Source organism: methane-oxidizing endosymbiont of Gigantopelta aegis, from assembly GCF_016097405.1.
Taxonomy (GTDB): domain Bacteria; phylum Pseudomonadota; class Gammaproteobacteria; order Methylococcales; family Methylomonadaceae; genus Methylomarinum.
The window spans coordinates 604,356-626,970 of sequence record NZ_JAEHGD010000001.1 but is presented as its reverse complement, the minus strand read 5'-3'; the positions used below and the strand labels follow the sequence as shown (position 1 = coordinate 626,970).

19 protein-coding genes, 1 tRNA gene and 1 pseudogene are annotated in these 22,615 nt (G+C 44.5%); 17 read left to right on the top strand and 4 right to left on the bottom strand.

Annotated elements, in window-relative coordinates:
- The 3 genes from ftsY to ftsX are packed head-to-tail and all read left to right on the top strand — an operon-like array spanning position 1 to position 3,623.
- Positions 1-1,992, top strand: a complete 1,992-nt coding sequence (gene ftsY, locus JEU20_RS03100; protein ID WP_198243618.1) for a signal recognition particle-docking protein FtsY — start codon at positions 1-3, stop codon at positions 1,990-1,992.
- Between the two features lie 12 nt (positions 1,993-2,004).
- On the top strand, positions 2,005-2,664 hold the full coding sequence (gene ftsE, locus JEU20_RS03095; protein ID WP_198243617.1) for a cell division ATP-binding protein FtsE: 660 nt from the start codon (positions 2,005-2,007) through the stop codon (positions 2,662-2,664).
- A complete protein-coding gene (gene ftsX, locus JEU20_RS03090) occupies positions 2,664-3,623 on the top strand; it encodes a permease-like cell division protein FtsX (RefSeq protein ID WP_198243616.1) in 960 nt (319 codons plus the stop codon). Before ftsE ends, ftsX begins: the two co-directional genes overlap by 1 nt.
- A gap of 39 nt (positions 3,624-3,662) precedes the next feature.
- Here the strand turns inward: ftsX and murU are convergent, their stop codons facing one another.
- Entirely contained in the window at positions 3,663-4,325 is a 663-nt protein-coding gene (gene murU / locus JEU20_RS03085; RefSeq protein ID WP_198243615.1) for an N-acetylmuramate alpha-1-phosphate uridylyltransferase MurU, read from the bottom strand.
- A complete protein-coding gene (locus tag JEU20_RS03080; protein ID WP_198243614.1) occupies positions 4,322-5,323 on the bottom strand; it encodes an aminoglycoside phosphotransferase family protein in 1,002 nt (333 codons plus the stop codon). Before JEU20_RS03080 ends, murU begins: the two co-directional genes overlap by 4 nt.
- 88 nt (positions 5,324-5,411) lie before the next feature.
- Here JEU20_RS03080 and JEU20_RS03075 point away from each other — a divergent pair, with 88 nt between their 5' ends.
- The 3 genes from JEU20_RS03075 to JEU20_RS03065 are packed head-to-tail and all read left to right on the top strand — an operon-like array spanning position 5,412 to position 9,856.
- Positions 5,412-8,036, top strand: a complete 2,625-nt coding sequence (locus tag JEU20_RS03075) for an LPS-assembly protein LptD (protein ID WP_198243613.1) — start codon at positions 5,412-5,414, stop codon at positions 8,034-8,036.
- A 6-nt stretch (positions 8,037-8,042) separates the two neighbouring features.
- On the top strand, positions 8,043-9,329 hold the full coding sequence (locus JEU20_RS03070) for a peptidylprolyl isomerase (RefSeq protein ID WP_198245826.1): 1,287 nt from the start codon (positions 8,043-8,045) through the stop codon (positions 9,327-9,329).
- Positions 9,326-9,856, top strand: a complete 531-nt coding sequence (locus tag JEU20_RS03065; RefSeq protein WP_198243612.1) for a DbpA RNA binding domain-containing protein — start codon at positions 9,326-9,328, stop codon at positions 9,854-9,856. The genes JEU20_RS03070 and JEU20_RS03065 overlap by 4 nt, the downstream gene beginning before the upstream one ends.
- Positions 9,857-10,001: 145 nt before the next feature.
- Here JEU20_RS03065 and JEU20_RS03060 read toward each other — a convergent pair.
- Positions 10,002-10,748 (bottom strand): annotated as a pseudogene (locus JEU20_RS03060) (IS5 family transposase).
- Positions 10,749-10,855: 107 nt separating this feature from the next.
- Between JEU20_RS03060 and apbC the strand changes: the two are divergent.
- The 3 genes from apbC (at position 10,856) to JEU20_RS03045 (ending at position 13,698) form a co-directional block, all read left to right on the top strand.
- Positions 10,856-11,947 carry an iron-sulfur cluster carrier protein ApbC gene (gene apbC / locus JEU20_RS03055; protein WP_198243611.1) on the top strand — a complete coding sequence of 364 codons (1,092 nt, stop codon included), beginning with the start codon at positions 10,856-10,858 and terminating at the stop codon, positions 11,945-11,947.
- A 174-nt stretch (positions 11,948-12,121) separates the two neighbouring features.
- Positions 12,122-12,664: a phosphatase PAP2 family protein gene (locus tag JEU20_RS03050; RefSeq protein WP_245395082.1), complete on the top strand. Its 543-nt coding sequence runs from the start codon at positions 12,122-12,124 to the stop codon at positions 12,662-12,664.
- Positions 12,661-13,698: an MJ1255/VC2487 family glycosyltransferase gene (locus tag JEU20_RS03045; protein WP_198243610.1), complete on the top strand. Its 1,038-nt coding sequence runs from the start codon at positions 12,661-12,663 to the stop codon at positions 13,696-13,698. The genes JEU20_RS03050 and JEU20_RS03045 overlap by 4 nt, the downstream gene beginning before the upstream one ends.
- Positions 13,699-13,747: 49 nt before the next feature.
- Here JEU20_RS03045 and JEU20_RS03040 read toward each other — a convergent pair whose 3' ends face one another.
- Positions 13,748-14,281 carry a hypothetical protein gene (locus tag JEU20_RS03040; RefSeq protein ID WP_198243609.1) on the bottom strand — a complete coding sequence of 178 codons (534 nt, stop codon included), beginning with the start codon at positions 14,279-14,281 and terminating at the stop codon, positions 13,748-13,750.
- A 184-nt stretch (positions 14,282-14,465) separates the two neighbouring features.
- Between JEU20_RS03040 and JEU20_RS03035 the strand changes: the two genes are divergently transcribed.
- The 8 genes from JEU20_RS03035 (at position 14,466) to JEU20_RS03000 (ending at position 22,599) form a co-directional block, all read left to right on the top strand.
- Complete coding sequence (locus tag JEU20_RS03035; RefSeq protein ID WP_281066778.1) at positions 14,466-15,452, top strand: PstS family phosphate ABC transporter substrate-binding protein; 987 nt, start codon at positions 14,466-14,468, stop codon at positions 15,450-15,452.
- A gap of 151 nt (positions 15,453-15,603) precedes the next feature.
- A complete protein-coding gene (locus JEU20_RS03030) occupies positions 15,604-17,874 on the top strand; it encodes an ABC transporter permease subunit (RefSeq protein WP_198243607.1) in 2,271 nt (756 codons plus the stop codon).
- Positions 17,871-19,523, top strand: coding sequence for a phosphate ABC transporter permease PstA (pstA, locus tag JEU20_RS03025; protein WP_198243606.1), 1,653 nt, complete (start codon positions 17,871-17,873; stop codon positions 19,521-19,523). The genes JEU20_RS03030 and pstA overlap by 4 nt, the downstream gene beginning before the upstream one ends.
- Positions 19,524-19,568: 45 nt before the next feature.
- Positions 19,569-20,411: a phosphate ABC transporter ATP-binding protein PstB gene (gene pstB, locus JEU20_RS03020; RefSeq protein ID WP_198243605.1), complete on the top strand. Its 843-nt coding sequence runs from the start codon at positions 19,569-19,571 to the stop codon at positions 20,409-20,411.
- Positions 20,412-20,423: 12 nt separating this feature from the next.
- Positions 20,424-21,143 carry a phosphate signaling complex protein PhoU gene (gene phoU / locus JEU20_RS03015; protein ID WP_198243604.1) on the top strand — a complete coding sequence of 240 codons (720 nt, stop codon included), beginning with the start codon at positions 20,424-20,426 and terminating at the stop codon, positions 21,141-21,143.
- A 138-nt stretch (positions 21,144-21,281) separates the two neighbouring features.
- Positions 21,282-21,368 (top strand) — tRNA-Leu (locus JEU20_RS03010).
- A 269-nt stretch (positions 21,369-21,637) separates the two neighbouring features.
- Positions 21,638-21,910, top strand: coding sequence for a hypothetical protein (locus JEU20_RS03005; RefSeq protein ID WP_245395081.1), 273 nt, complete (start codon positions 21,638-21,640; stop codon positions 21,908-21,910).
- An 83-nt stretch (positions 21,911-21,993) separates the two neighbouring features.
- Positions 21,994-22,599 (top strand): c-type cytochrome, encoded by a 606-nt coding sequence (locus JEU20_RS03000; RefSeq protein ID WP_198243602.1) that lies wholly within the window; start codon positions 21,994-21,996, stop codon positions 22,597-22,599.
- Positions 22,600-22,615: the final 16 nt, after the last annotated feature.

The window sequence follows — 22,615 nt, the reverse complement described above, 5'->3', positions numbered from 1 at the left end:
ATGTTTAGAAAATTATCATTATTTACGGCAATTATTGCATTCATTACTATTTTATTAAACAGTTATTTGCGCTTGACGGAGGCTGGTCTGGCCTGTGCCGACTGGCCCGCCTGTTATGGACAAATAACAGGTCGATTATCACCCGGTCTGCTTGAGGTTTGGCGACAACTGTTAATCCTCTCACCGCAACAGATTGATTGGTTACTACTTGCCTATCAGACCAGTACAGCATTGGTAGCGGTATTGAGTGTTTTGATGTTACTGCTGAGTGGATTTCAAAAACAGGCGCGACTGTTTAGTGTTGTGAGTTCTGTATTGTTGATGGCATTGGCTTTGGCTTTAATCGCATGGGAAATCTGGCCAGCTGCCTGGCAGGCGATGCCCTTAATGCAAACGCTGCAATGGTTTGCTGGGGTGATGGTATTCTGGGGCGCCAGTGGTGTGTGTTTTAGAATACGGGATGGGTTATGCTCAAGACAAACGCCACAAACCAGTCTGCACTTGTTGGCTTGGTTTGGAATGTTATTGCTTGGCCTGCAAGTATTTTGGGGGGGCTGGGTCAGTAACAATTTTGCGGCAACAGTATGTGCTGGTTTTCCATTATGTCAGGGGCAGTGGTTGCCTGATACGATTGATTTTGCTACCACCTTTAATATTTTTCAGGGACTTGAAACAGGACACATCAGCACGTTGGATTATCCGGCTAAAATTGCGGCGCTTTGGCTGCATCGGGCCTGCGCACTGGTGTTGTTTATTTATCTGAGTGTGTTGATGTGGAGAGCGACGCATGCAAATAATCCTAAGCCTCTGAGGCGCTGGGGGTTATTGCTTAGTATCTTGTTGATCATTCAAATAACGCTCGGTATTTTGATGTCAGTGATGCCTTACACCCTTCCGGTGATAGCGCTTGCGCATAGTGCATTCGCGGCATTGTTAATGCTGCCGCTGATTGCAATCTCTGTGTACAGCGCATATGAAAAACCGCTCCCACCCGCCGTTGAAACGCGGGAAGCCGTTGAGGTTACACCCGTATCGCCTGAACGCGTTATTTCGCCTACAACCATTGAAGTCGAACCGGAAAATGTGTTGGTTCGGCTGAAGAAACAGTTACAAAAAACACGTTCTGGTTTGGGCGGGGTGCTGACACAGTTAGCTGGCCGTAAAATTGATGAAGATGCTTTAGAAGAGATTGAAGCCAGTTTGTTAATGGCTGATGTTGGCATCGATGTGACTCAGGACATCTTGCAACATTTAACTGAAAATCTGGAAAAACATCAATTAGAGGATTCCGAAGCCCTGACACAAGCCTTGAAACAGTATCTTTATGAAATTTTGGCACCATGCAGTCAGCCGTTACAGATTCCCGAGCAAGACCGGCCTTTTGTTATTTTGGTGGTTGGCGTGAACGGGGCAGGGAAGACCACGACCATTGGCAAGCTGGCTAAACGACTACAGAATCAGGGTCATTCGGTTATGTTGGCAGCAGGGGATACCTTCAGAGCGGCGGCTGTGGAACAATTGGAAACCTGGGGCGAACGTAATTCGATTCCTGTCGTTGCGCAACATACCGGAGCAGATTCTGCTTCGGTTATTTTCGATGCCGTACAGTCGGCTCAGGCTAAGGGCGTCGATGTATTGATTGCCGATACGGCTGGGCGTTTGCATACCAAGTCTAACTTGATGGATGAGCTCAGTAAAATTAAACGGATTATGGCCAAACTGGATGAAAAGGCGCCTCATGAAGTATTGCTGGTTCTGGATGCGGGCACAGGACAGAATGCCTTGTCTCAAGCCAGGTTGTTTAATGAGGCGGTTACGTTGACAGGGATCGCCTTGACCAAGCTCGATGGCACCGCCAAAGGCGGGGTAATCTTTGCGCTGGCACGGCAAATTGGTGTGCCGATTCGGTTTATTGGGGTTGGCGAAGGGATTGATGATTTGCAGGACTTTGATGCTAAAGTCTTCATTGATGCATTATTCGATCAAGACTAAAGGGCGCAAACTATGCTGACTTTTGATCATGTGAGTAAACGCTATCCGGATGCTGGCGATGCCTTACAGAATGTCAGTTTTTATTTGGCACCAGGCGAAATGGCATTTTTAACGGGCCATTCCGGTGCCGGTAAAAGTACCTTGTTGAAACTGATTGCGATGATGGAAAAATGCAGTCGCGGTCATATTATATTAGCAGGTAAAAACCTTAATCGCGTCAGTGAACGGCAGATTCCGTATATTCGCAGACAACTGGGGTTGATTTTTCAGGACTATAAATTACTTCTGGATCGGACGGTGTTTGATAATGTTGCCTTGCCATTGGTGGTGTCAGGCTATCATCATCATGAAATAGGCCGTCGTGTGCGCGCGGCGTTGGATAAAGTCGGCTTGTTAGGGCAGGAAAAAAAATATCCTTTGGCCCTGTCTGGGGGGGAGCAGCAGCGCGTCGGAATTGCGCGGGCGGTTGTCAACAAGCCACGATTGATTCTGGCCGATGAGCCGACCGGAAATCTGGATCCGGAATTGTCTGAGGAGGTCATGCATTTGTTTGAGCAGTTCCAACAGGTTGGTGTGACGGTCTTGATTGCCAGTCACGATATTGACTTGATTTCCCGGATGAATTATCGCGTATTAAAGCTCGATCACGGCCAGTTGGTGCAGGAGGGGTGATGGTAAAGCGGCAGCGGAAACCACAAAAATCGGTCATCGAAATATTCAAAATTTACCTGCTAGAACATGCACGTGTCTTGTTTGCAAGTCTGGGCCGTATCATGAAGACGCCTTTTACTTCTCTGATGACCGTACTTGTGTTATCGGTGACGTTGACCTTGGCTGGTGGCTTTTATTTGATGGTCAAAAATATTCAACAATTAAGCGGTAGCCTTGAAACTAGCAATCAAATTTCGGTTTTTTTGAAAACAAAGGTGCAAGAAAGGGAGGCTAAAACGTTGGCCGCAACGATTAAGGGGCTACCCGAGGTTGTCTCGGTCAAACTGATCGGCAAGCGACAGGCGATGGAAGAATTTAAGGCATACAGCGGCTTCGGCGATGCACTGGAGGCGCTAGATAACAACCCATTACCGATTGTTCTGCAGGTGCTGCCCGTGGCAAAGTCTATGGATGCTGCCGCAATTAAGCGACTGATGGACAAACTTGAGCGTTATCCTGCCGTTGATTTCGCACAGTTGGATATGCTGTGGGTGAAGCGCTTGCAAAGCATCAGTGCCTTGTTGCAGCGCACTGTCATGGTGTTGAACAGTCTGCTGGCTGTGGCCATTATTTTTATTATGGGTAATACTATCCGGCTGGAGTTGCAGAACCGACGCGAAGAAGTGCTGATTGCCAAATTAGTGGGAGCAACCCATGCTTTTGTGCAACGTCCTTTTATTTACACCGGTTTCTGGCTGGGGCTGTTTGCCGGGGTATTGGCCTGGATATTGATCACCCTGGTTGTATTTGTGCTAAGCGAGCCGGTCGAGAACATCGCCAGTCTTTATCAGGGGCAGTTTGAATTGTTGTTCTTAAGTTTGACCGAAACATTGGGTTTGTTGGCGCTTTCAGCACTGTTAGGTGTTCTGGGTGCATGGGCTGTATTGTTTTATCAATTACGACAAATACGACCGGCGTAAGCGCTTATCCGCAGGCGAAGAGGGTTTGCAACCCATTACTCACTCAAGTTGTTGCGCCAGTACTTTTAAGCGTTCGGGAGTGCCAATATCCATCCAGAAGCCTTGATGTTTTTCGCCGGTGATATCTGGAGACGGCATGTTATGACGCAGTACGGCGCCTAATTTTAACGGCCCTGGCGGCAAGTTGGAAAACAGACAGGGGTGAAATACGCCAATTCCGCTATACGTTAACTTAGTTGTGCCGTGCTGAGCCAAAATGCCATCAGGCTGTAAATGAAAATCACCTTCCGGATGGTGAGGAGGGTTTGATACCAGAACCAGGTGTGCTTTTTTAACCGGTTGTTTTTTTAGTGTGATTAAAGGGAAATCGCAGGCAATATCGGCATTGATCAGCAGAAACGGTGCATCGCCCAGCAATGGCAAGGCATGACGAACGCCGCCGGCGGTTTCCAGTGCCGTGTCGCCTTCATCAGAATAGCTGATCTGGCAACCAAAAGCTTGGCCATTGCCGGCAAAATCACGAATTTTATGTCCAAGATAAGCCAAGTTAATCACAATATCATTGAATCCGGCGGCCACTAGGTTTTCAATCGTATATTGAATTAAAGGCTTGCCATTCACCCGTAGCAGTGGTTTTGGTTGCGTTTCGGTTAATTGACGCATGCGTTCGCCGCGGCCTGCGGCCAGAATCATGGCTTTCATAGCGGTTCTGGAAAATGAGGTAGTAGGGTTTCGGTCAAAAACTGGTCAAATTCAGCTAGTTCGGGATAACACTTGCTGACAGCACGGATATAACGTAAGGTGCGCGGAATATCGGCTAGATAGCTGGGCTTGTTGTCCCGGTAATGCAAGCGGGCGAAAATACCAATCGCTTTTAAGTGGCGTTGTAAGCCCATTAAATCAAACCAGCGCTTAAATTGAGAGGCACTCGTCTGAATCAATCCGGCAGAAAGCAAGCGTTGGTAGTAATGATTCAGCCAATCCGCCACTTGTTCTTCAGGCCATTGTAGATAACAATCACGGAGTAAGGACACTAAATCATAGGTGACAGGTCCTGTGACTGCATCTTGAAAATCAATCACACCCGGACTGTTTTCGGGCACAACCATCAGATTACGGCAATGGAAATCTCGATGGACAAAGAAAACAGGTTGTTCTAAGGCGGAATGGATTAAACAGGCATTCAATTGCTGCTGTATTGTGGATGGGATGGGCACGCCACAATGACACTCGGCAAACCAGTGGTAGAAAATATCCAGCTCTTTTTGCAGTAAGGCCGCGTCATAAGCGGGTAAGGATAAATGTGTGGTCGGGAGCTGGCTGTGTAATTTGAATAAACAATCAAAGGCAGTTTGATATAAGGTTTCTGCCGTTTTAGTGGTTAACTGGTCAAAAAAGCTGATTTGGCCTAAATCTTCCAGTAACATAAAGCCTTCGGTCAGATTATACGCCAGAATATCAGGACTATGAATGCCCGTTTGTTTAAGGATTGCGGCAATATCGATAAAGCTGCGGATATTTTCGCGGGTTGGCGGGGCATCCATCACAATATGTTGTCCTTGAGGGTGTAGAACTCTGAAATAACGCCTGAAACTAGCGTCTTCAGACGCCCGTCGAAAGTCGATAATTTCCAACCCGAGGTCATTTTGAAGCCAGTGTTTTAGTGATTGAAGCCGCTTATCATGTGTCTCTCGGGACATTTATATCTTTATCCATTTAAACTAAGGTAAAATACAGCCCGCCATTCTAGTCTATTTTTACGCCATTACGCCACAAAGCCGTTTATTCATGTCATTTCGCCGATTACTCATTTTAATCTTACTGCTGAATACGCAAAGTATCATTGCCGACAATAATGTTTGGAATTGTGAGCAAGGCATGGATGGCGAATGGGTTTGTCAGGGCGATAATGCGGCTAAAATTGAACACAAAAACGCGGCTGAAAAAATACAGCCAAATCAGGCTGAAGCGCAATCGCAAACAAAATCTACCGCCAAGCAGATGGTGGCGGCTGAGACCGAATTCAAGCCGGTTTATCATCAGCCGCCCGGCATCATCAATCGGCGGCCAGGCTGGAGTTGTCAGGCCGATCCTGAAAATGAAACCTGGCGTTGTAGTTTGAAAGGCTTTGATCCTAAAGGGCAGGCGCGTGTCGTTGATAATGAAGGCGTGCGAAGCGGTTGGTTTGCCCCGGCTTATGATTTCAGGCAGGAAGAAATATTCAGAACACTACAAGCCCAGTTGCCTTATGATCCGTGGATGAACTGTCAAGGACCATCGCCTGCCGTCGCCCGGAATCTAGCTGAACCGCAGCGTGAAAATGCACCGATGGATGTGCATGCAGATTATTCCGAAGTATTCGACAAGGAGGTGACCAGTTTTTATGGTAATGTCGATATAACCCGTGCCGATCAACGTATTCAGGCTGATATGGCCAGTTATAACAGCATGTCGGAAACGCTTGATGCGCAAGGCAATGTGTATTATTCGGAACAGGACCTGGCGCTGTATAGTGATGCGATTAACATGAAACTGAAAACTGATGAGGCACGTTTACGCAATGCCTTGTTTATTTCGCCCTCAGGGCCAATTCGAGGCTCAGCCAATGTGGTTTATCGGGATAATAGGTTTTTGTCGCGCTACAGCGAAGCCTCATTCACCAGTTGCAAACCGGGTAATCAGGATTGGGTGATACATGCTGAACGGGTAAAAATGAACAAGAGAACAGGTAAGGGTGCGGCAAAAAATGCCTGGCTGGAGTTCAAGGGCGTGCCTTTTTTATATACACCTTATATTTCTTTCCCGCTGGACGACCGTCGTTTATCGGGGTTTCTAGCACCGACTTTTGGCAGTAATGCTAAAAACGGGGTGGATGTCGAAGTGCCTTATTACTGGAATATTGCGCCTAATTACGATATGACGGTTACACCGCGTTATATGGGGCGTCGTGGCGGCATGCTACGGACAAAATTTCGCTTTTTGACCCATTGGACGAAAGGGCGCATCAATCTTGAATTGGTCCCGTATGACCGTTTGCGGGATAAGTCGCGCTATGGCGGCGGGTTTAAGGCGCAATCGCAGATTATGCCGAATTTGACATCAAATATTGATCTTAACTATGTTTCAGACAAAGACTATTTCAATGATTTGAACAATGCCTTAGGTTTTTCCAGTACACGTCAACTTCGCAGTATCGCCGATATTCGTTATCGGAAAAATTGGCTGAATTTTGTCGCTCGGGTTGAAAACTATCAAACCATCGACAGAAGTATTCCTAGTACCTCCAAGCCTTATCGAAAATTTCCGCAAGTGCAGTTAGATTTGCAACACCAGTTTGATGATATGCCATTGCAACTGGCGATGAAGAATCAATATACCTATTTTTACCAAAGTAGCCGTGTCAGTGGACACAGGATTCATTTGCGGCCATCGGTTAGTTTTCCTTGGCAAACCAACAGTGGCTTTGTGAAGCCTAAGTTTTCCTTGGCCTATACCTCATATAGGCTGGAAAACCTGACGCCGGGGCAACAAGCTGATATCAACCGGGTGGTCCCCATTTCTTCTTTAGATGCGGGCTTATTTTTTGAACGAGATTTTAATTTAGGGCAAAGCAATTTGCGGCATACACTGGAACCGCGTGCTTTTTATCTGTATATTCCAAAAGTTAATCAGAGTAATATCCCGTTATTTGATACTTCTTTGTACGATCTTAATTTCAATAGTCTGTTTCGGGAAAACCGCTTTAATGGGCCAGATAGGATTCAGGATGCTAACCAAGTGACCTTGGCATTAACTTCGCGCTTATTGGATGAAGAGACAGGGCGGGAATATTTGAAATTTAATATTGGTGAAATCTTTTATTTTCGTAACCGTGAAGTATTGTTACGCGGAACACAGCCGGAAACAGATGCATTATCCAATGTGATTGCAGAAGTCAGCAGTCAAATGAGCGATCATTTATCGTTAAACTCTGGTGTGCAATGGAATCCATACAGCAATGATTTTACGCGCTTCAATGGTACCCTGCGCTATCGTGATTTACCCGGTAAAATCATTAACTTAGGGTACCGTTATCGACGTGATAACCCACTGTTGCCAACGACCATTAATCAGACTGATTTTTCAATCAAATGGCCATTATATGATAACTGGTTTGCCGTGGGGCGATGGCAGTATTCTGTAAAATACGGTAAAACCGTTGAAAGTTTTATTGGCTTGGAAAAAGAGAGTTGTTGCTGGCGATTTAGCGTACTCGGACGGCAGTTTTTGAATAACATCAGTAATTCAACGGCAGCCAAGCAGGATTATGCCGTGTTTGTGCAACTCGAACTCAAAGGTTTGACCCGTTTCGGCGATAAAGTCGATCAATTTTTGGAAAAGAATTTACCCGGATACCGTAGTCGGGGAAGATAAAAAATGCTGAAAAAAATATTCATTACCTTATTTTTATTGTTGAGTTTGTTACAAATCAGTTCTGTGCAGGCGGAAATACTCGACCGGATTGTCGCCGTGGTTGAGGATGATGTTATTCTCGATAGTGAGTTAAGCCGTGAGACTGAGGCAATAAAACAAAGGCTTAAGGCGAATCAGGTTATGATTCCGCCAGATTTTGTTTTGCGTAAGCAAGTTTTAGAACGTCTGATTTTAGAGCGCCTGCAATTGCAGCGTGCCAAAAATATCGGCATTCATGTCAGTGATGAAATGCTGAGGAATGCTATCGCCGATATTGCAGCCAGAAATGGGATGGATGTTGAACAATTTCGTCAGCAACTGGAAAGTCAGGGCATGAGTTTTGCCGACTTTCAGAATTCTATTCGTAAAGAAATTATCATCAATCAGCTTCATGCTCGGGAAATTGGCTCACGAATTAAAGTGACCGATAGGGAGGTGGCGCATTTTCTGGAAACCCAGGGGGATGTCGGGCAAGAAAAGGTTAAATATCGATTGGGACATATTTTAATTGCGATTTCGGAAGCTGCTTCGGCAACAGCGATTCAAAAAGCGTTGGACAAAGCACGACGAGTGGTTAAAGAATTGCGTGAAGGTGCAGATTTTAAGCAAAAAGCCATTTCAGTCTCTGATGGTGCTAATGCCCTGAAAGGCGGTGATCTCGGCTGGCGGACGGTGAGTCAGGTGCCGACTCTGTTCGTCGATATCGTCACTAAAATGAAAAAAGGTGATGTGTCAGAGCCTCTTCGTAGCCCGAGTGGTTTTCATATTATCAAAATACTGGATATGCAAGGATTGGATAAACATGTGATAACCAAGACGCATGTGCGGCATATTTTAATTAAAACCAATGAGCTGGTCGATGACAAAGAAGCGCAAAAACGTTTACGTGCCTTAAAGCATAGGATCGAAGATGGTGATGATTTTGCAGCGCTTGCTCGCGCACATTCTGATGATAAAGGTTCGGCCATTAAAGGCGGCGATCTCGGGTGGGTGGGGCCGGGTGTTTTAGTACCGCCATTTGAAGCCGCGATGAATAAGTTGAAAATCGGGGAAATCAGCGAGCCGATACAAACGCAATTTGGCTGGCATATCATTCAGGTGTTGGGCCGACAGCAGCAAGATGACAGCCTCGAATTTAAGAAGAATAAGGTCAGGGCAGAAATTCGCAAACAAAAAATGGATGAAGAAACCAATTTATGGCTCAGGCGCTTACGCGATGAAGCTTTTGTTGAAATTTATCTGGATCGGATTTGACGGATAAGGTGGGCATGCAAGCGGGAGAAAAAAAGCAGCAAAGGCTTAAAAAGCGGCTAGAAAATGTGCTTAAAAATAAGGACTTGCAACAGCAAAAACTTTTTTTGGCCCAGCTTGAGGAGCAATTGAACGTATCTCAAGAAGACTGTGCGGCGGCGTTGTTATATCTGGTCTCTCCCAGGTTATTTCAAAGTTCTGAGTGCTCTCAGAGCACGCAACATAAAAACATAATCAAGCCGCCTAGTATCAGACCCGCTTTACCTAAAAGCGTACGTTATCGGTTGCATATTGGTTCACGGCATGGGGTGAGCGTGGATGAAATAAAGCAGGTTTTGGTGCAAGAGTCTGGTGTTGACATTAAACGGATTACGCAGGTTGATATTAAGTCAGATTATACGGTAGTTGAGCTGCCGGATGGAATGCCGGCGGATATTTTTCAGTTACTCAGTGAAACCGAAATTCGGCAACAAAAGCTTAAATTAAAGCGGTTGAAGCCGCAGCGACGCTATCGGCGTTATAAGCGATAAGTTGATTCATTGCCGTTTTCACGCAAAAAATAAAAAGGGAATGGACTTGGTGTTATTTCCTGAGTAAAAGGCTTGGTTATTTGTTGTCTTCTGCGGTATTCTGTACATTAAAAGTTATTCAAATATTTTAGGGGCTGTTGCCATTTCACATAGGTAACCATAAAAAGGCGCAAGCCAGAGCGATAGAGCCTTCAAAATTTCGTTTGAGTTTGTCATATCGCGTGGCGATCGCTCTGAAATGCTTAAGTCTTGCAAACACATTTTCAACGAGATGGCGATATTTGTAGACCAATCCATTTCATCATTTCCCCGAGTTGAATTCTTTTTTCTTGGGATAACAGGAACAGCCCCTTTGTCTTTAATTTGAAGACGTAATGCTTCACTGTCATAGCCTCTGTCAGCAACTATATAGTCACCTTTTGGGAGCTCTGCAACTAATTTCGGTGCTTCTTTACAGTCATGAACTTCGCCGCCTGTCACTGAGAAATGAATAGGAAGACCACAGGCATCAACGGCCATATGAATTTTACTGGTGTTCCCGGCGACAGATTTCCCTATCGCTGTTTCTTGTTCACAGGCCGCACCACTACTATGCTGATGTGCTTTCACAATACTCCCATCAATAAATTCCCATTCCAGGTCTGGATCAACAACCAAGGCGTTAAAAATACCCATCAGTTTTTTCTTTACGAGACCAGTCATTGAATCGTTTATATACCGCATTCCAATTACCAAAAGCCGTGGGTAAATCTCTCCAGGGACAACCTACTCGCAAGCGATAAAAAATACCTTCGACTGTTTTTCGAAGACAAGGTTTGTCATAAATTCCCATTTTCAACATAATTATCTTCAGTTTCTCCCAAAGTTCATCCGTAAGCATTTGTCGGGGCATAGTTTGCTTGTTTTTGAGTCAAAATAAACAATCTATGTGGCGGAGTTATTGAATTTCAAGGGGGATTTTCAAAACGGCAACAGCCCCTAAAAATACAGGAGTTTTATATGGCTGCAGTCAGTTCTCAGGATATCGAGAGTCAATTAAAAACCATAGTCGATCCCCATACCGGTCGAGACTTAGTGAGTGCCAATTCGGTCAAGGCGATTGATGTGACTGGTGAAACGGCACGTGTTGAAATTGAGTTGGGGTATCCTGCAAAAAGCTTTATCCCTGAGCTAAAGCAGGCAATTGAAAAAACGCTTCAGGCTATTTCAGGTCTTAGTCAAATCGAGCTGGATATCCAGTCCAATATTGCGACACATAGTGTACAGCAATCCTTAAAACCATTACCGAATGTTAAAAACATTATTGCCGTGGCATCTGGCAAAGGCGGAGTGGGAAAATCTACTACCGCTGTCAATCTGGCTCTGGCGCTGGTTGCAGAAGGGGCTAATGTCGGTATTCTAGATGCTGATATTTATGGTCCGAGTATCCCAACCATGCTGGGGTTGACAGGCTACCCTGCCAGCGAAGATGGCAAAACTATGGAGCCCAAAATAGCCTATGGTCTGCAAACCATGTCTATCGGTTATTTGATTGATGAAGACCAGCCGATGATCTGGCGGGGGCCGATGGTAACTAACGCTCTGCAACAGCTGTTGAAGGATACCAACTGGAAAGATGTGGATTACCTGATTATTGATCTGCCACCCGGCACGGGGGATATTCAGCTTACCTTATCGCAACAAATTCCGGTCAGCGGCGCTGTGATTGTCACGACGCCACAGGATATTGCCTTGCTTGACGCTCAGCGTGGTTTGGCGATGTTTAATAAAGTTAATGTCCCTGTTTTGGGTATTATTGAAAATATGAGTGTTCATATTTGTAGTCAATGCGGTCATGAAGAACCTATTTTTGGCGAAGGCGGTGGTCAGACAATGGCGGAAAAAAACCAGGTTGAATTGTTGGGTCAGTTACCACTGGATATTAAAATTCGTCAATATGTCGACTCTGGTCGGCCCACCGTCGTGGCAGACCCCGATAGTCGGGCCGCTGAAATTTATAAAAGCATTGCTCGGAAAATGGCGGCTAAATTAGCCTTGAGGAGCAAAGATTATAGTCATAAATTTCCCAATATTGTCATCCAAGGCACATAGATTCAAGTGCGATGATTAGGAAAGGCCGTAGCGGTTAAACCACTACAGCCTTTTTTGTATTTAGATAGCATAAAGTACAATCTATGCGTCTACCTCTCGATTGACATCATATTGTCAAATTAGCGTCATGGTTTTGTCATGAACATAGCTTAAGCTGTTTTCATGAATAAATGTATGAAAAGAGAGGATGAGATGAAGCTGATTGATACCGTTCATAATGCCGATGTCAAGCTATTCAATAGCTTAATTCAATCACCAAGTTATAAAACTTTAGGCCCCTTAGCCTTTTATGTCTCTAAAACGGGTGATGGTCATTTATATGCTCTGCTTGGGCTGGGTTTGTTTGTATTGCAAGGGGCTGACAGTCTGTTTTTAAAGGCATTGTTCTTGGCCTTTTTGATCGAAAGGCCGATTTATTTTGTATTGAAGAACAGTTTCAAGCGCAACAGGCCTCAGCAGGCGTTACGGGGGTATAAAAGTCTTGTGGTACCCTCTGACTTATTCAGCTTTCCCTCGGGGCATTCATCTGCCGCCTTTATGGTGGCGACGATTGTGGCCTGGTTTTTTCCTATTTTATTCCTGCCGTTATTGTTGTGGGCCATGCTTGTAGCCCTTTCTAGAGTGATTCTAGGCGTCCATTTTCCAACCGATACCTTGATGGGAATGGTGTTAGGTTCTGGTGTTGCCATGTTTGTATTGACGGGGTTTGTCGCATGAAAATATTTTATGGCGTACAAGGCACAGGGAATGGACATATTACGCGAGCGCGTTGTATGGTGAAAGCGTTACAGAAGGCGGGTGTAGACGTCGATTTTTTGTTTAGTGGGCGAGAAAAGGACGATTATTTTGATATGGCCGTATTTGGTGATTGTCACTATCGAACCGGCCTGACATTCAGTGTCGAAAAAGGCAAAATAAATCCTGTAAAAACTGTGCTTCAAAGTCATCCGATTACCTTTATCCATGATGTATGGTCGCTGGATTTGTCTGCTTATGACCGGGTTATCTGTGATTTTGAACCAGTTACAGCTTGGGCTGCCAAAAAACAGGGTAGGCCTGTTTTAGGATTAGGTCACCAATACGCTTTTCAATACCCGATCCCTAAGCGGGGTGCCGATTGGATGAGTGAAACGGTGATGCGCTTGTTTGCACCGGTCAATTTTGGGCTAGGTTTGCATTGGCATCATTTTGAGCAGCCTATTTTGCCACCCATTATTGAAACGCATAGTTGTACGAAGCCGACCAAGCCCAATAAAATAATCGTATATTTACCGTTTGAATGGCCGGACGATATTGTCAAAGCTCTGGCTGCACTAACGGATTTTGATTTTCATGTCTATTCGCCGACAGCTTTCGAAAGTCCGTATGATCATATTGTCTATCATCCATTATCCAGGACGCAATTTCAGAATGATTTGGATGATTGTAATGGTGTTATCAGTAATGCCGGCTTTGAATTGTTGAGCGAAGCTTTGCAACTGGGTAAAAAAATACTGGTTAAGCCTCTAGCGGGACAAATGGAGCAAATTTCCAATGCGGCCGCATTACAGCAATTAAATTATGGTTCGGTGATGGATGAGATTGAAACGGGCGCTATTTCTGAATGGCTGGATAATGCGCAGGCTGTCAAAGTTGAATATCCGAATGTTGCGGCATTTATAGTCGAGTGGTTGGAGTCGGGCGAATCAGAAATGAGCTTGCCACAAATTAAGGCGCTGTGGGATACAGTCAAGTTGCAAAGAACTGCTTAGTGGAGAGTTGTTGGGCTGTTTGGTGTCAGCCCAACTTGTCGGCTCTGAGTTAATTAAGTCCGTGTTTTTGTTTAAATAGCTTGACCAGTTCAACGGGTTGTTTCTTTTTGTTCTTTTTGTTTAATACAAAGACAACGGTTTCGCCATTAGGGCCAGCACCGATCTGGGTGAAGCGATAAGGTGCCTCGCCTACATTTAAGAAGGCTTTCATGTCTTCCCAGTGGTCGAAAACATAAATGCGGCCATCTTTGACGACCTCACCGTAAAAACCTTCGTCAATGGCTTCGGTTTTACCATCAAACAAATCAACCGCGCCTATTCCTGAGCGCATTTTTTTATCCTTTTTTCTAAGGCCAAAAACGATAGTTTCTCCGTGAGGGCCAGCGCCAATGCGGGTCAGCCTGTAAGTTGTTTCGCCTAATTTTAAAAAGTCATCGTATGTTTTGTAGTCATCAAAAACATAAATGCGTCCGTCTTTATAGACTTGATAGTAATCGTTTACGTTATAATGTGGTGCAGCAACAACTAGGCTGCTTGCGAACAGACCGGCTGCCAGCAAAAAAGAGCGGGATTTTAATTGCATAATATTCTCCAGATTTGAAAAAGGTCTATTTTAAAAAGCAAACATGACAAAACGATGACGAAGCTGCATTAATGGCAGCGATTTTTTGTTGCCTGTCATATTTTTGTCATATAGTCTTTGTATTATGAGCGTGCGTTAGGATTTTTATTCCCTTATTAATTTTCACCCATAGTGAGAGATGAGTATGAAATTTACTTTTTCAGTTAATTCTGCTGTCAAAGCTGCAGGCTTGGCAACTAGCCTGTTATTGAGCGGTTCTGCACTAGCTGTGCAAACAGTTGATGCCGGTGTTCCAGAATATCAAAGAACCAGTGGCGTTTCGGGTAATTTATCCAGTGTCGGGTCTGATACGCTGGCAAACTTGATGACCTTGTGGGCGGAAGAGTTCAAACGCCTGTATCCGAATGTCAATATCCAGATTCAAGCTGCGGGCTCTTCAACTGCGCCACCTGCGCTGACTGAAGGGACATCAAATCTAGGGCCAATGAGCCGCAAAATGAAAGACAAGGAACGTGATGCCTTTGAAAAGAAATATGGCTACAAACCTACGGCTATTCCTGTCGCAATTGATGCCTTAGCGGTTTATGTCAATAAAGACAATCCAATTAAAGGCCTGACTATCCCACAAGTTGATGCTATTTTTTCTTCAACCCGCAAATGTGGTTATCCAGAAGATATTACGACGTGGGGACAGGTCGGTTTGACAGGTGCTTGGGCAGATCGTCCTATTCAGCTTTATGGGCGTAATTCAGTTTCGGGTACCTATGGCTATTTCAAGAAAAAAGCCTTATGTAAAGGCGATTACAAAAACAACGTCAATGAACAACCTGGTTCGGCTTCTGTGGTCCAATCTGTGACGAGCTCTTTGAATGGTATCGGCTATTCAGGTATTGGTTATAAAACATCAGGCGTTAAAGCCGTTGCCTTGACTAAAAAAGAAGGTACTCCATTTATTGAGGCGACACCTGAAAATGCAGTGAGCGGTAAATATCCATTAGCACGTTTCCTGTATATCTATGTCAACAAAGCACCTAACAAGCCATTGCCACCGCTGGAAGGCGAGTTTATCAAAATGGTCTTGTCAAAAGTGGGACAAAATGTTGTTATTAAAGATGGATATATTCCATTACCCGAAAAAGTTGTTGAAAAAGCTTTAGCAAAGTTGCAGTAACGGACAGGGATAATTTATGGAAAAAACAAGGAAGTTGACACGGATGTGGTTACCGGATTAATTTCTCTCCCCCTCAAGAGAATAGTTCGGAATAGACAGGCTCAAATGTTATATTTGAGCCTGTTTTTTTGTTTAAATGTAGAAGGGCGTTATGAGTGAAATCATCGAAAAACACATGACAGAAAAACAGCACCCAATGGCAAGTCCAGGCTATCAGAAATGGCGGCTAATGAAAGACAAGCTGGCGGCATATGGCGTGACGGGTGGTGGCTTAGGCGTAATTGTGGCTATTGTGCTGATTTTCTTTTATTTGCTTTATGTGGTTTATCCGTTGTTTGTTGCACCCTCTGCTGAACCGGTTAAAACGTATTCAGTACCTGTTGTGGCATCAGGCAAGACTGTTTTTTTGAGCATGGAAGAGCAGAATGAAATCGGCGCACGCTTTACCGATACCGGTCATATTGTGTTTTTTCGGATAGCGGATGGGCAGCCTATTAAAGAAGAACACATCCCGTTGGCTGAAAACCAAACCATTACCAGTTTCAATCATGGGCGTCTGGATAAAGGCGTATTTGCTTATGGGTTATCAGATGGTTCGGTCATCGTGGTTAAAACGCATTATAAAGTGACTTATCCTGATGATGTTCGTTTAATTACACCCGAGATTCAATTCCCATTGGGCAAACAGCCGATACAGTTAGATACACAATCAAATCCATTAACCCTGTTGACGCTTCGCCTCGGCGAAGATGAATCCACTATCGTTGCTGCGACGGCGGATGGACGGTTGATGTTGAGCCATTTTATCCGTGAGGAATCCTTATTTTCGGATGAGGGTGATTTCGAGCGCACAGATACGGCATTGGATATTGATGCCAGCCAGATTGCGTTCATGTTACTGGATAAGGAACAACGTGATCTCTATTTAGCTAATCGCCAAGGCGATATGATGGTGTTTGATTTGACTGATAAGACAGCACCAAAGTTTTTAGACAAACAACATGTGTCTAACGGTGGTGAAATCACTGCAATGGAATTTCTGAATGGTGAATTATCGGTTTTAATTGGTAATTCGAAAGGGCTGTTATCGCAGTGGTCATTGGTCAAAGATGAGCATAACCATAGAACATTCGAGCAGATCCGGGCTTTTAAAGTATCCGACCACCCGATTGTTCAAATTAGTCCGGAACAGCGTCGTAAAGGCGTTATGGTTGCCGATAACACGGGGCTGGTGGCCATTTATCATACGACGGCTGAACGCGAATTGATTAAACAAACATTGCCTGCGGCGATTAGCGCGTTATCATTATCGCCAAGAGCCAATGCCTTTATCGCGCAAACCATTGATGGAAAGATTCATTTTTGGCATGTGGATAATGAGCATCCAGAAGTGTCATGGAAGTCGATATGGGGAAAAGTTTGGTATGAAAGCTATCCTAAGCCTGAATATATCTGGCAATCGTCTTCTTCCAGTAATGACTTTGAACCCAAGTACAGCCTGACACCACTGGTATTTGGTACCTTGAAGGCAGCATTTTATGCCATGTTGCTTGCCGTTCCCTTGGCCTTGATGGGGGCCGCCTATACCGCGTATTTTATGGCGCCGGAAATGCGGAAATTGGTCAAACCTACAGTTGAAATCATGGAAGCTTTGCCGACGGTTATTTTGGGTTTTCTGGCTGGATTATGGCTGGCACCATTTGTTGAGTTGCATTTATTATCAATCTTTTCGGTATTTATTGTTATTCCCTTGGCTGTACTGTGCTTTTCCTGGTGTTGGCAATATTTGCCCAAATCATTACGACAATCGATTCCAGCCGGCTGGGAAGCGGCTATTTTAATACCGGTTATTATTCTAGCGACCTGGTTTGCCTTCATCATCAGTCCGGTTTTTGAGACTTGGTTTTTTGATGGCAATATTAAAATGTGGATGAAAGCAAACTGGGGCATTGGCTTTGATCAACGTAATGCCTTAGTGGTCGGAATTGCAATGGGGTTTGCCGTGATTCCAACGATTTTCTCCATTGCTGAAGATGCCATCTTCAGCGTTCCTAAACACCTGACTGTAGGCTCGTTAGCATTAGGTGCAACACCTTGGCAAACGATGATCCGAGTGGTGTTATTGACCGCTAGCCCTGGGATTTTTTCCGCCGTAATGATTGGGCTTGGCCGTGCGGTTGGTGAAACCATGATTGTATTGATGGCAACTGGTAATACGCCAGTGATGGATTTGAGTATTTTTCAGGGTATGCGGACATTAGCCGCCAATATCGCGGTGGAAATGCCAGAAGCGGAACTTGATAGTACCCATTACCGCGTGTTATTTCTGGCAGCCCTGGTGTTATTTGTTTTTACTTTTGTTTTCAATACGCTGGCGGAGTTGGTTCGTCAGAATTTACGTAATAAATACAGCTCATTATGATGAAAAACTGGTTTAAAAGCGGAACGCCTTGGGTTTGGTTGAATGCAGCAGCCATCAGTATATGTCTGATTATGGTTATTGGGCTGGTCGGCCTGATTGCGGTGCGAGGAATGGTGCATTTCTGGCCGGTGGACATTTACCAATTTCAGTATCAGGATGGCAAAGGAGAAAAAACAATTGTTGGCGAATGGGTCGATACTGTCATCTTGACGGCGGCACAGGCTAAAGAGGCCGGTTATCCGATATTGAACAATGCCGATCACCTGGAACAACGGCTGATTAAAACCGGGAATCGTGATCTTACCGGCATGGATTTTCGCTGGATCGATGCGCAATACATCAAAAATGAACAAACGCCGGAAGATTTAATCAAGATCGAGCGGCGTGAGTGGGGAAATTTTTATGGTCGCCTGAAAGCGGTCAAGGAAAATGGCAAAATTATTGCCGAAGGTGATGCGGCTTATCCAGAAGTATTGCCGCGCATTGACCACGCCCGGTACTTATATGAGCAAATCGAACATCTGCAAAAAAAGGAAATTGGTGCGATTAACTATGCGCTCGAACGTTTGCGCTTGAAACAACGGCGTTTGGAACTGGAAGGTGCATTAGACGAGCAGGCCAAGCAGGAGATCGCCCGGGAAAAGGCTGAATATCAGCAGTCGTATCAAAAATTCCGTAGCCAAATTGCCAAATTGAATCAGGCTATTATGCGTGATAGCCTGGTTGCCGAAACAGGCAATGGGCAAACCGTTGAAATACCGCTTAAAAAGGTAGTGAATTTAACCCGTCCGAATGCTATGAGCATTGGCCAAAAAACGGCCGAATATTTACGGCAGTTTTACGCCTTTGTTACCGAAGATCCGCGTGAAGCAAATACCGAAGGTGGTATTTTTCCAGCGATATTCGGTACCATCTTGATGGTAATGTTGATGGCAGTATTGGTTACGCCATTTGGCGTCATCGCGGCGGTTTACATGCGTGAATACGCAAGCCAAGGATTTATCACCCGAGTGATCCGGATTGCTGTCAACAATCTAGCCGGCGTGCCATCGATTGTGTATGGGGTTTTTGGTCTTGGTTTTTTTGTGTATTTTCTGGGTGGCAATATTGATGAGTTGTTTTATCCTGAAGCGGCACCGGCACCTGTGTTTGGTACCCCGGGGCTGTTATGGGCCTCATTGACGTTAGCTTTGTTGACCTTACCGGTAGTTATTGTGTCAACCGAAGAGGGCTTGTCCAGAATCCCGAAATCAGTCCGGGAAGGCAGTTTGGCGTTGGGTGCAACCAAGCTTGAGACCTTGTGGCGGATTGTATTGCCAATGTCTAGCCCTGCCATGATGACGGGCTTGATTCTGGCCGTTGCGCGGGCGGCAGGTGAGGTAGCGCCTTTGATGCTGGTCGGTGTTGTTAAGCTGGCACCAACCTTACCGCTCGATGGAAATTATCCATTTTTGCACCTTGAACGGAAATTTATGCATCTCGGGTTCCATATTTATGATGTCGGTTTTCAAAGCCCTAATGTAGAAGCTGCACGGCCTTTGGTTTACGCGACGTCGTTATTATTGATTATGGTGATCATTGGATTGAATCTTTTCGCCATTAATGTACGTAACAGTCTGCGAGAAAGATATAAAGCGTTGGAAAATTAACCCGATTCTCCATCTAGTCAAGTAATCTGATTAATGAGTAATATAATGACCACATCAACACAAACCCATACCATTGACATCAATGCCTTGATGCAAAAGCAAGCCGAGCCAAAACAGGACGATGAGGCAAAACAAGAGGTTTGTATCAAAATTCAAAATTTTAATTTGTTTTACGGCGAAAAACAGGCACTGCATGGCATCAATATGGACATTCCAAAAAAGAAAGTCACCGCCTACATTGGCCCGAGTGGTTGTGGTAAATCGACCTTGCTACGCAGTATCAATCGGATGAATGATTTAATTGATAGTGTCAAAATAGACGGCAAGATTCTTTTGGATGGTAATGATATTTATGACAAATCGGTTAATGTTGCCGATTTGCGGCGTCGGGTAGGCATGGTATTCCAAAAGCCTAATCCGTTTCCTAAGTCGATTTATGAAAATGTCGCCTATGGTTTACGTATCCAAGGTATTAATGATCGCCGGGTTTTAGATGAGGTCGTTGAAAAATCCTTGCGTGGCGCGGCGTTATGGGATGAAGTCAAAGATCGCCTTAATGAAAACGCATTAGGCATGTCGGGCGGTCAGCAACAGCGTCTGGTTATCGCCAGGGCCATTGCTATCGAGCCTGAAGTCATGTTGTTGGATGAGCCGGCATCGGCGCTGGATCCGATTTCGACCTTGAAAATCGAAGAGCTGATCCATGAATTGAAAGAAAAATATACCATTGTGATCGTTACCCACAATATGCAGCAGGCTGCACGTGTTTCTGATTATACGGCGTTTATGTACATGGGCGACTTGATTGAATTTGGCGCGACTAACCGAATTTTTACAAATCCGGAAAAACAGCAAACAGAAGATTATATTACTGGCCGTTACGGCTAATGGAGCGAACAGGTGGATACTAAACGATTTGGACAGCATATTTCTCACCAGTTTGATAATGAACTGGAAGATATTCGAAATAAAGTGTTGACCATGGGTGGCGTGGTTGAAGAGCAGATTGTTTTGGCTGTAAAGGCCTTTACCCGGGCAGACATAGAGTTAGCCGAAACCGTTATACAGCAAGATGATGTGGTTAATAATCTGGAGATGGACATTGATCACGAATGTACCGAAATTTTAGCCAAGCGCCAGCCTGCGGCATTTGATTTACGGCTTTTGCTGGCCACTATTAAAATAATTACCGATTTGGAAAGAATCGGCGATGAAGCTTGCCGTATTGCAAAGATGAGTATTCAGCTGGCTAACTCGGAATATTATCATGAAGGCTTTCATGAAATTCAGCACTTGGTCGATATGGTCAAACAAATGTTGCATCAGTCTTTAGATGCCTTCGCTCGCATGGATCTGAGTCAGGTAGCGGATATAAAAAATCAGGATGTGAAGGCAGACCGGGAATATGTCAGTATCGTACGCCAGTTGATTACACGGATGATGGAAGATCCGCGCCATATCAGCCGGGCACTGGATATTTTATGGATCGCCCGAGCTTTAGAGCGTATTGGCGATCATTCCTGTAATATCAGTGAACAGGTCATCTATATGGTGAAAGGCAAGGATGTTCGTCATACCACTCAGGAAGAGTTTGAACAAGCTTTAGCTGAAAAACGCTAATAGTACCGCATCACTATTTCGAGGAAGGTTTATTTATATGCTTTGCTCATGAGTGTACAAAATAACTCTAAGTTGCAAAAATGTATTGGCAAGTGAGTAAAAACCGTATAAAATGACCGCCATCAATTCAAGACTGATGCCTCGGTGGCGAAATTGGTAGACGCACGGGACTTAAAATCCCGCGGTGGAAACACCGTGCCGGTTCGATTCCGGCCTGAGGCACCATCCCTTCTGTATTTTTTATTCCTAGCTCTATTTCAGATTACTCGTTTTTCACGTTTAAATCATAACGAAAACGCTTGTCGGGTTTAAAAACATCACATACTTTTTCCCTCAAAATCGCTACAACACAATTGATTCAGTTCATTTTGACAAACTTGTATAACCTGTGAGTGTATAATTGAATTTGCATTGCAATGGCAATATTCTAAGAAGCGTTATTAACTTGCATGGCTTAATACATGATCGAACCCGTTGCGTTAGCAGATTTTTTTATGAGTTTTTTTACCGCCGCCCTGATTATTTTAACGGCGGTGGTTTATGTCGCGCTTTACACCTGGGCTGAAGTTAAACACAAACGCCTAGTGAAATATGCCTCCTGGTTCGTTTACGCCGCGTTGATCGGTTGCGTATTGTTGTTCTCTCTGATTATGCATTTGAATGGTTATTGGCAAATTCTCTCTGTTTTAATGGCATTGGGATATTGGTGGATGCCTCGATTAATTTTACGTTTATGTGTGGCGACACATGAGGAGGATGAGGGGTAAAAAGAATGTCATCATGACGGTTACTTTATTCGACACAATTCTTTTACAAATTTATTCTGAATAAAATCTCACAGGAGTCAGTTATGAATGAGAATCATCCTGTTTGGGCATCGGAGAACTTCTGGAAGAAAGTCGCTGTTTGGGTGACAGCGGGCTCTTTTGTCGTATTAATTTTTTTAACCTTTGATTCGATGAGTCAGATTACTGCAGGTGGTAGTCGAGTACCAGCCTACAGCGTTATTAACAAAAAAGTGACTTATCGATTTGATAAAAATAAAAATCGTTATCAGCCGGTTATTTTAGACCAGGATGAGCCTTTATTTGGCCAAATGCTGGACGAAAAACAGGCGTATGAACTGATTAATTTAGGCAAATTAACTATCCAGGCTAAAAATTGCATGAATTGCCATACTTTATTGGGGAATGGGGCTTATTATGCACCGGATTTAACCAAGGCCTGGCTAGATCAAGGCTGGGGAACTTCGGCTTCGCGCGAGGCGCTGATGCTGCAATTTCTACAGAACCCGGAAAAATATGCACGAACCTACGGTACGAATCGTAAAATGCCGCAGCTTGGGATCACCGAGCAAGAAGCAAAAGGTATTATTGCTTACTTGAAATGGATGTCGACCATCGATACCAATGGATTCCCACATAATTTTGCTGCAATTGACGCCGAGGAGGACTAATTATGAGTAGTCAAGC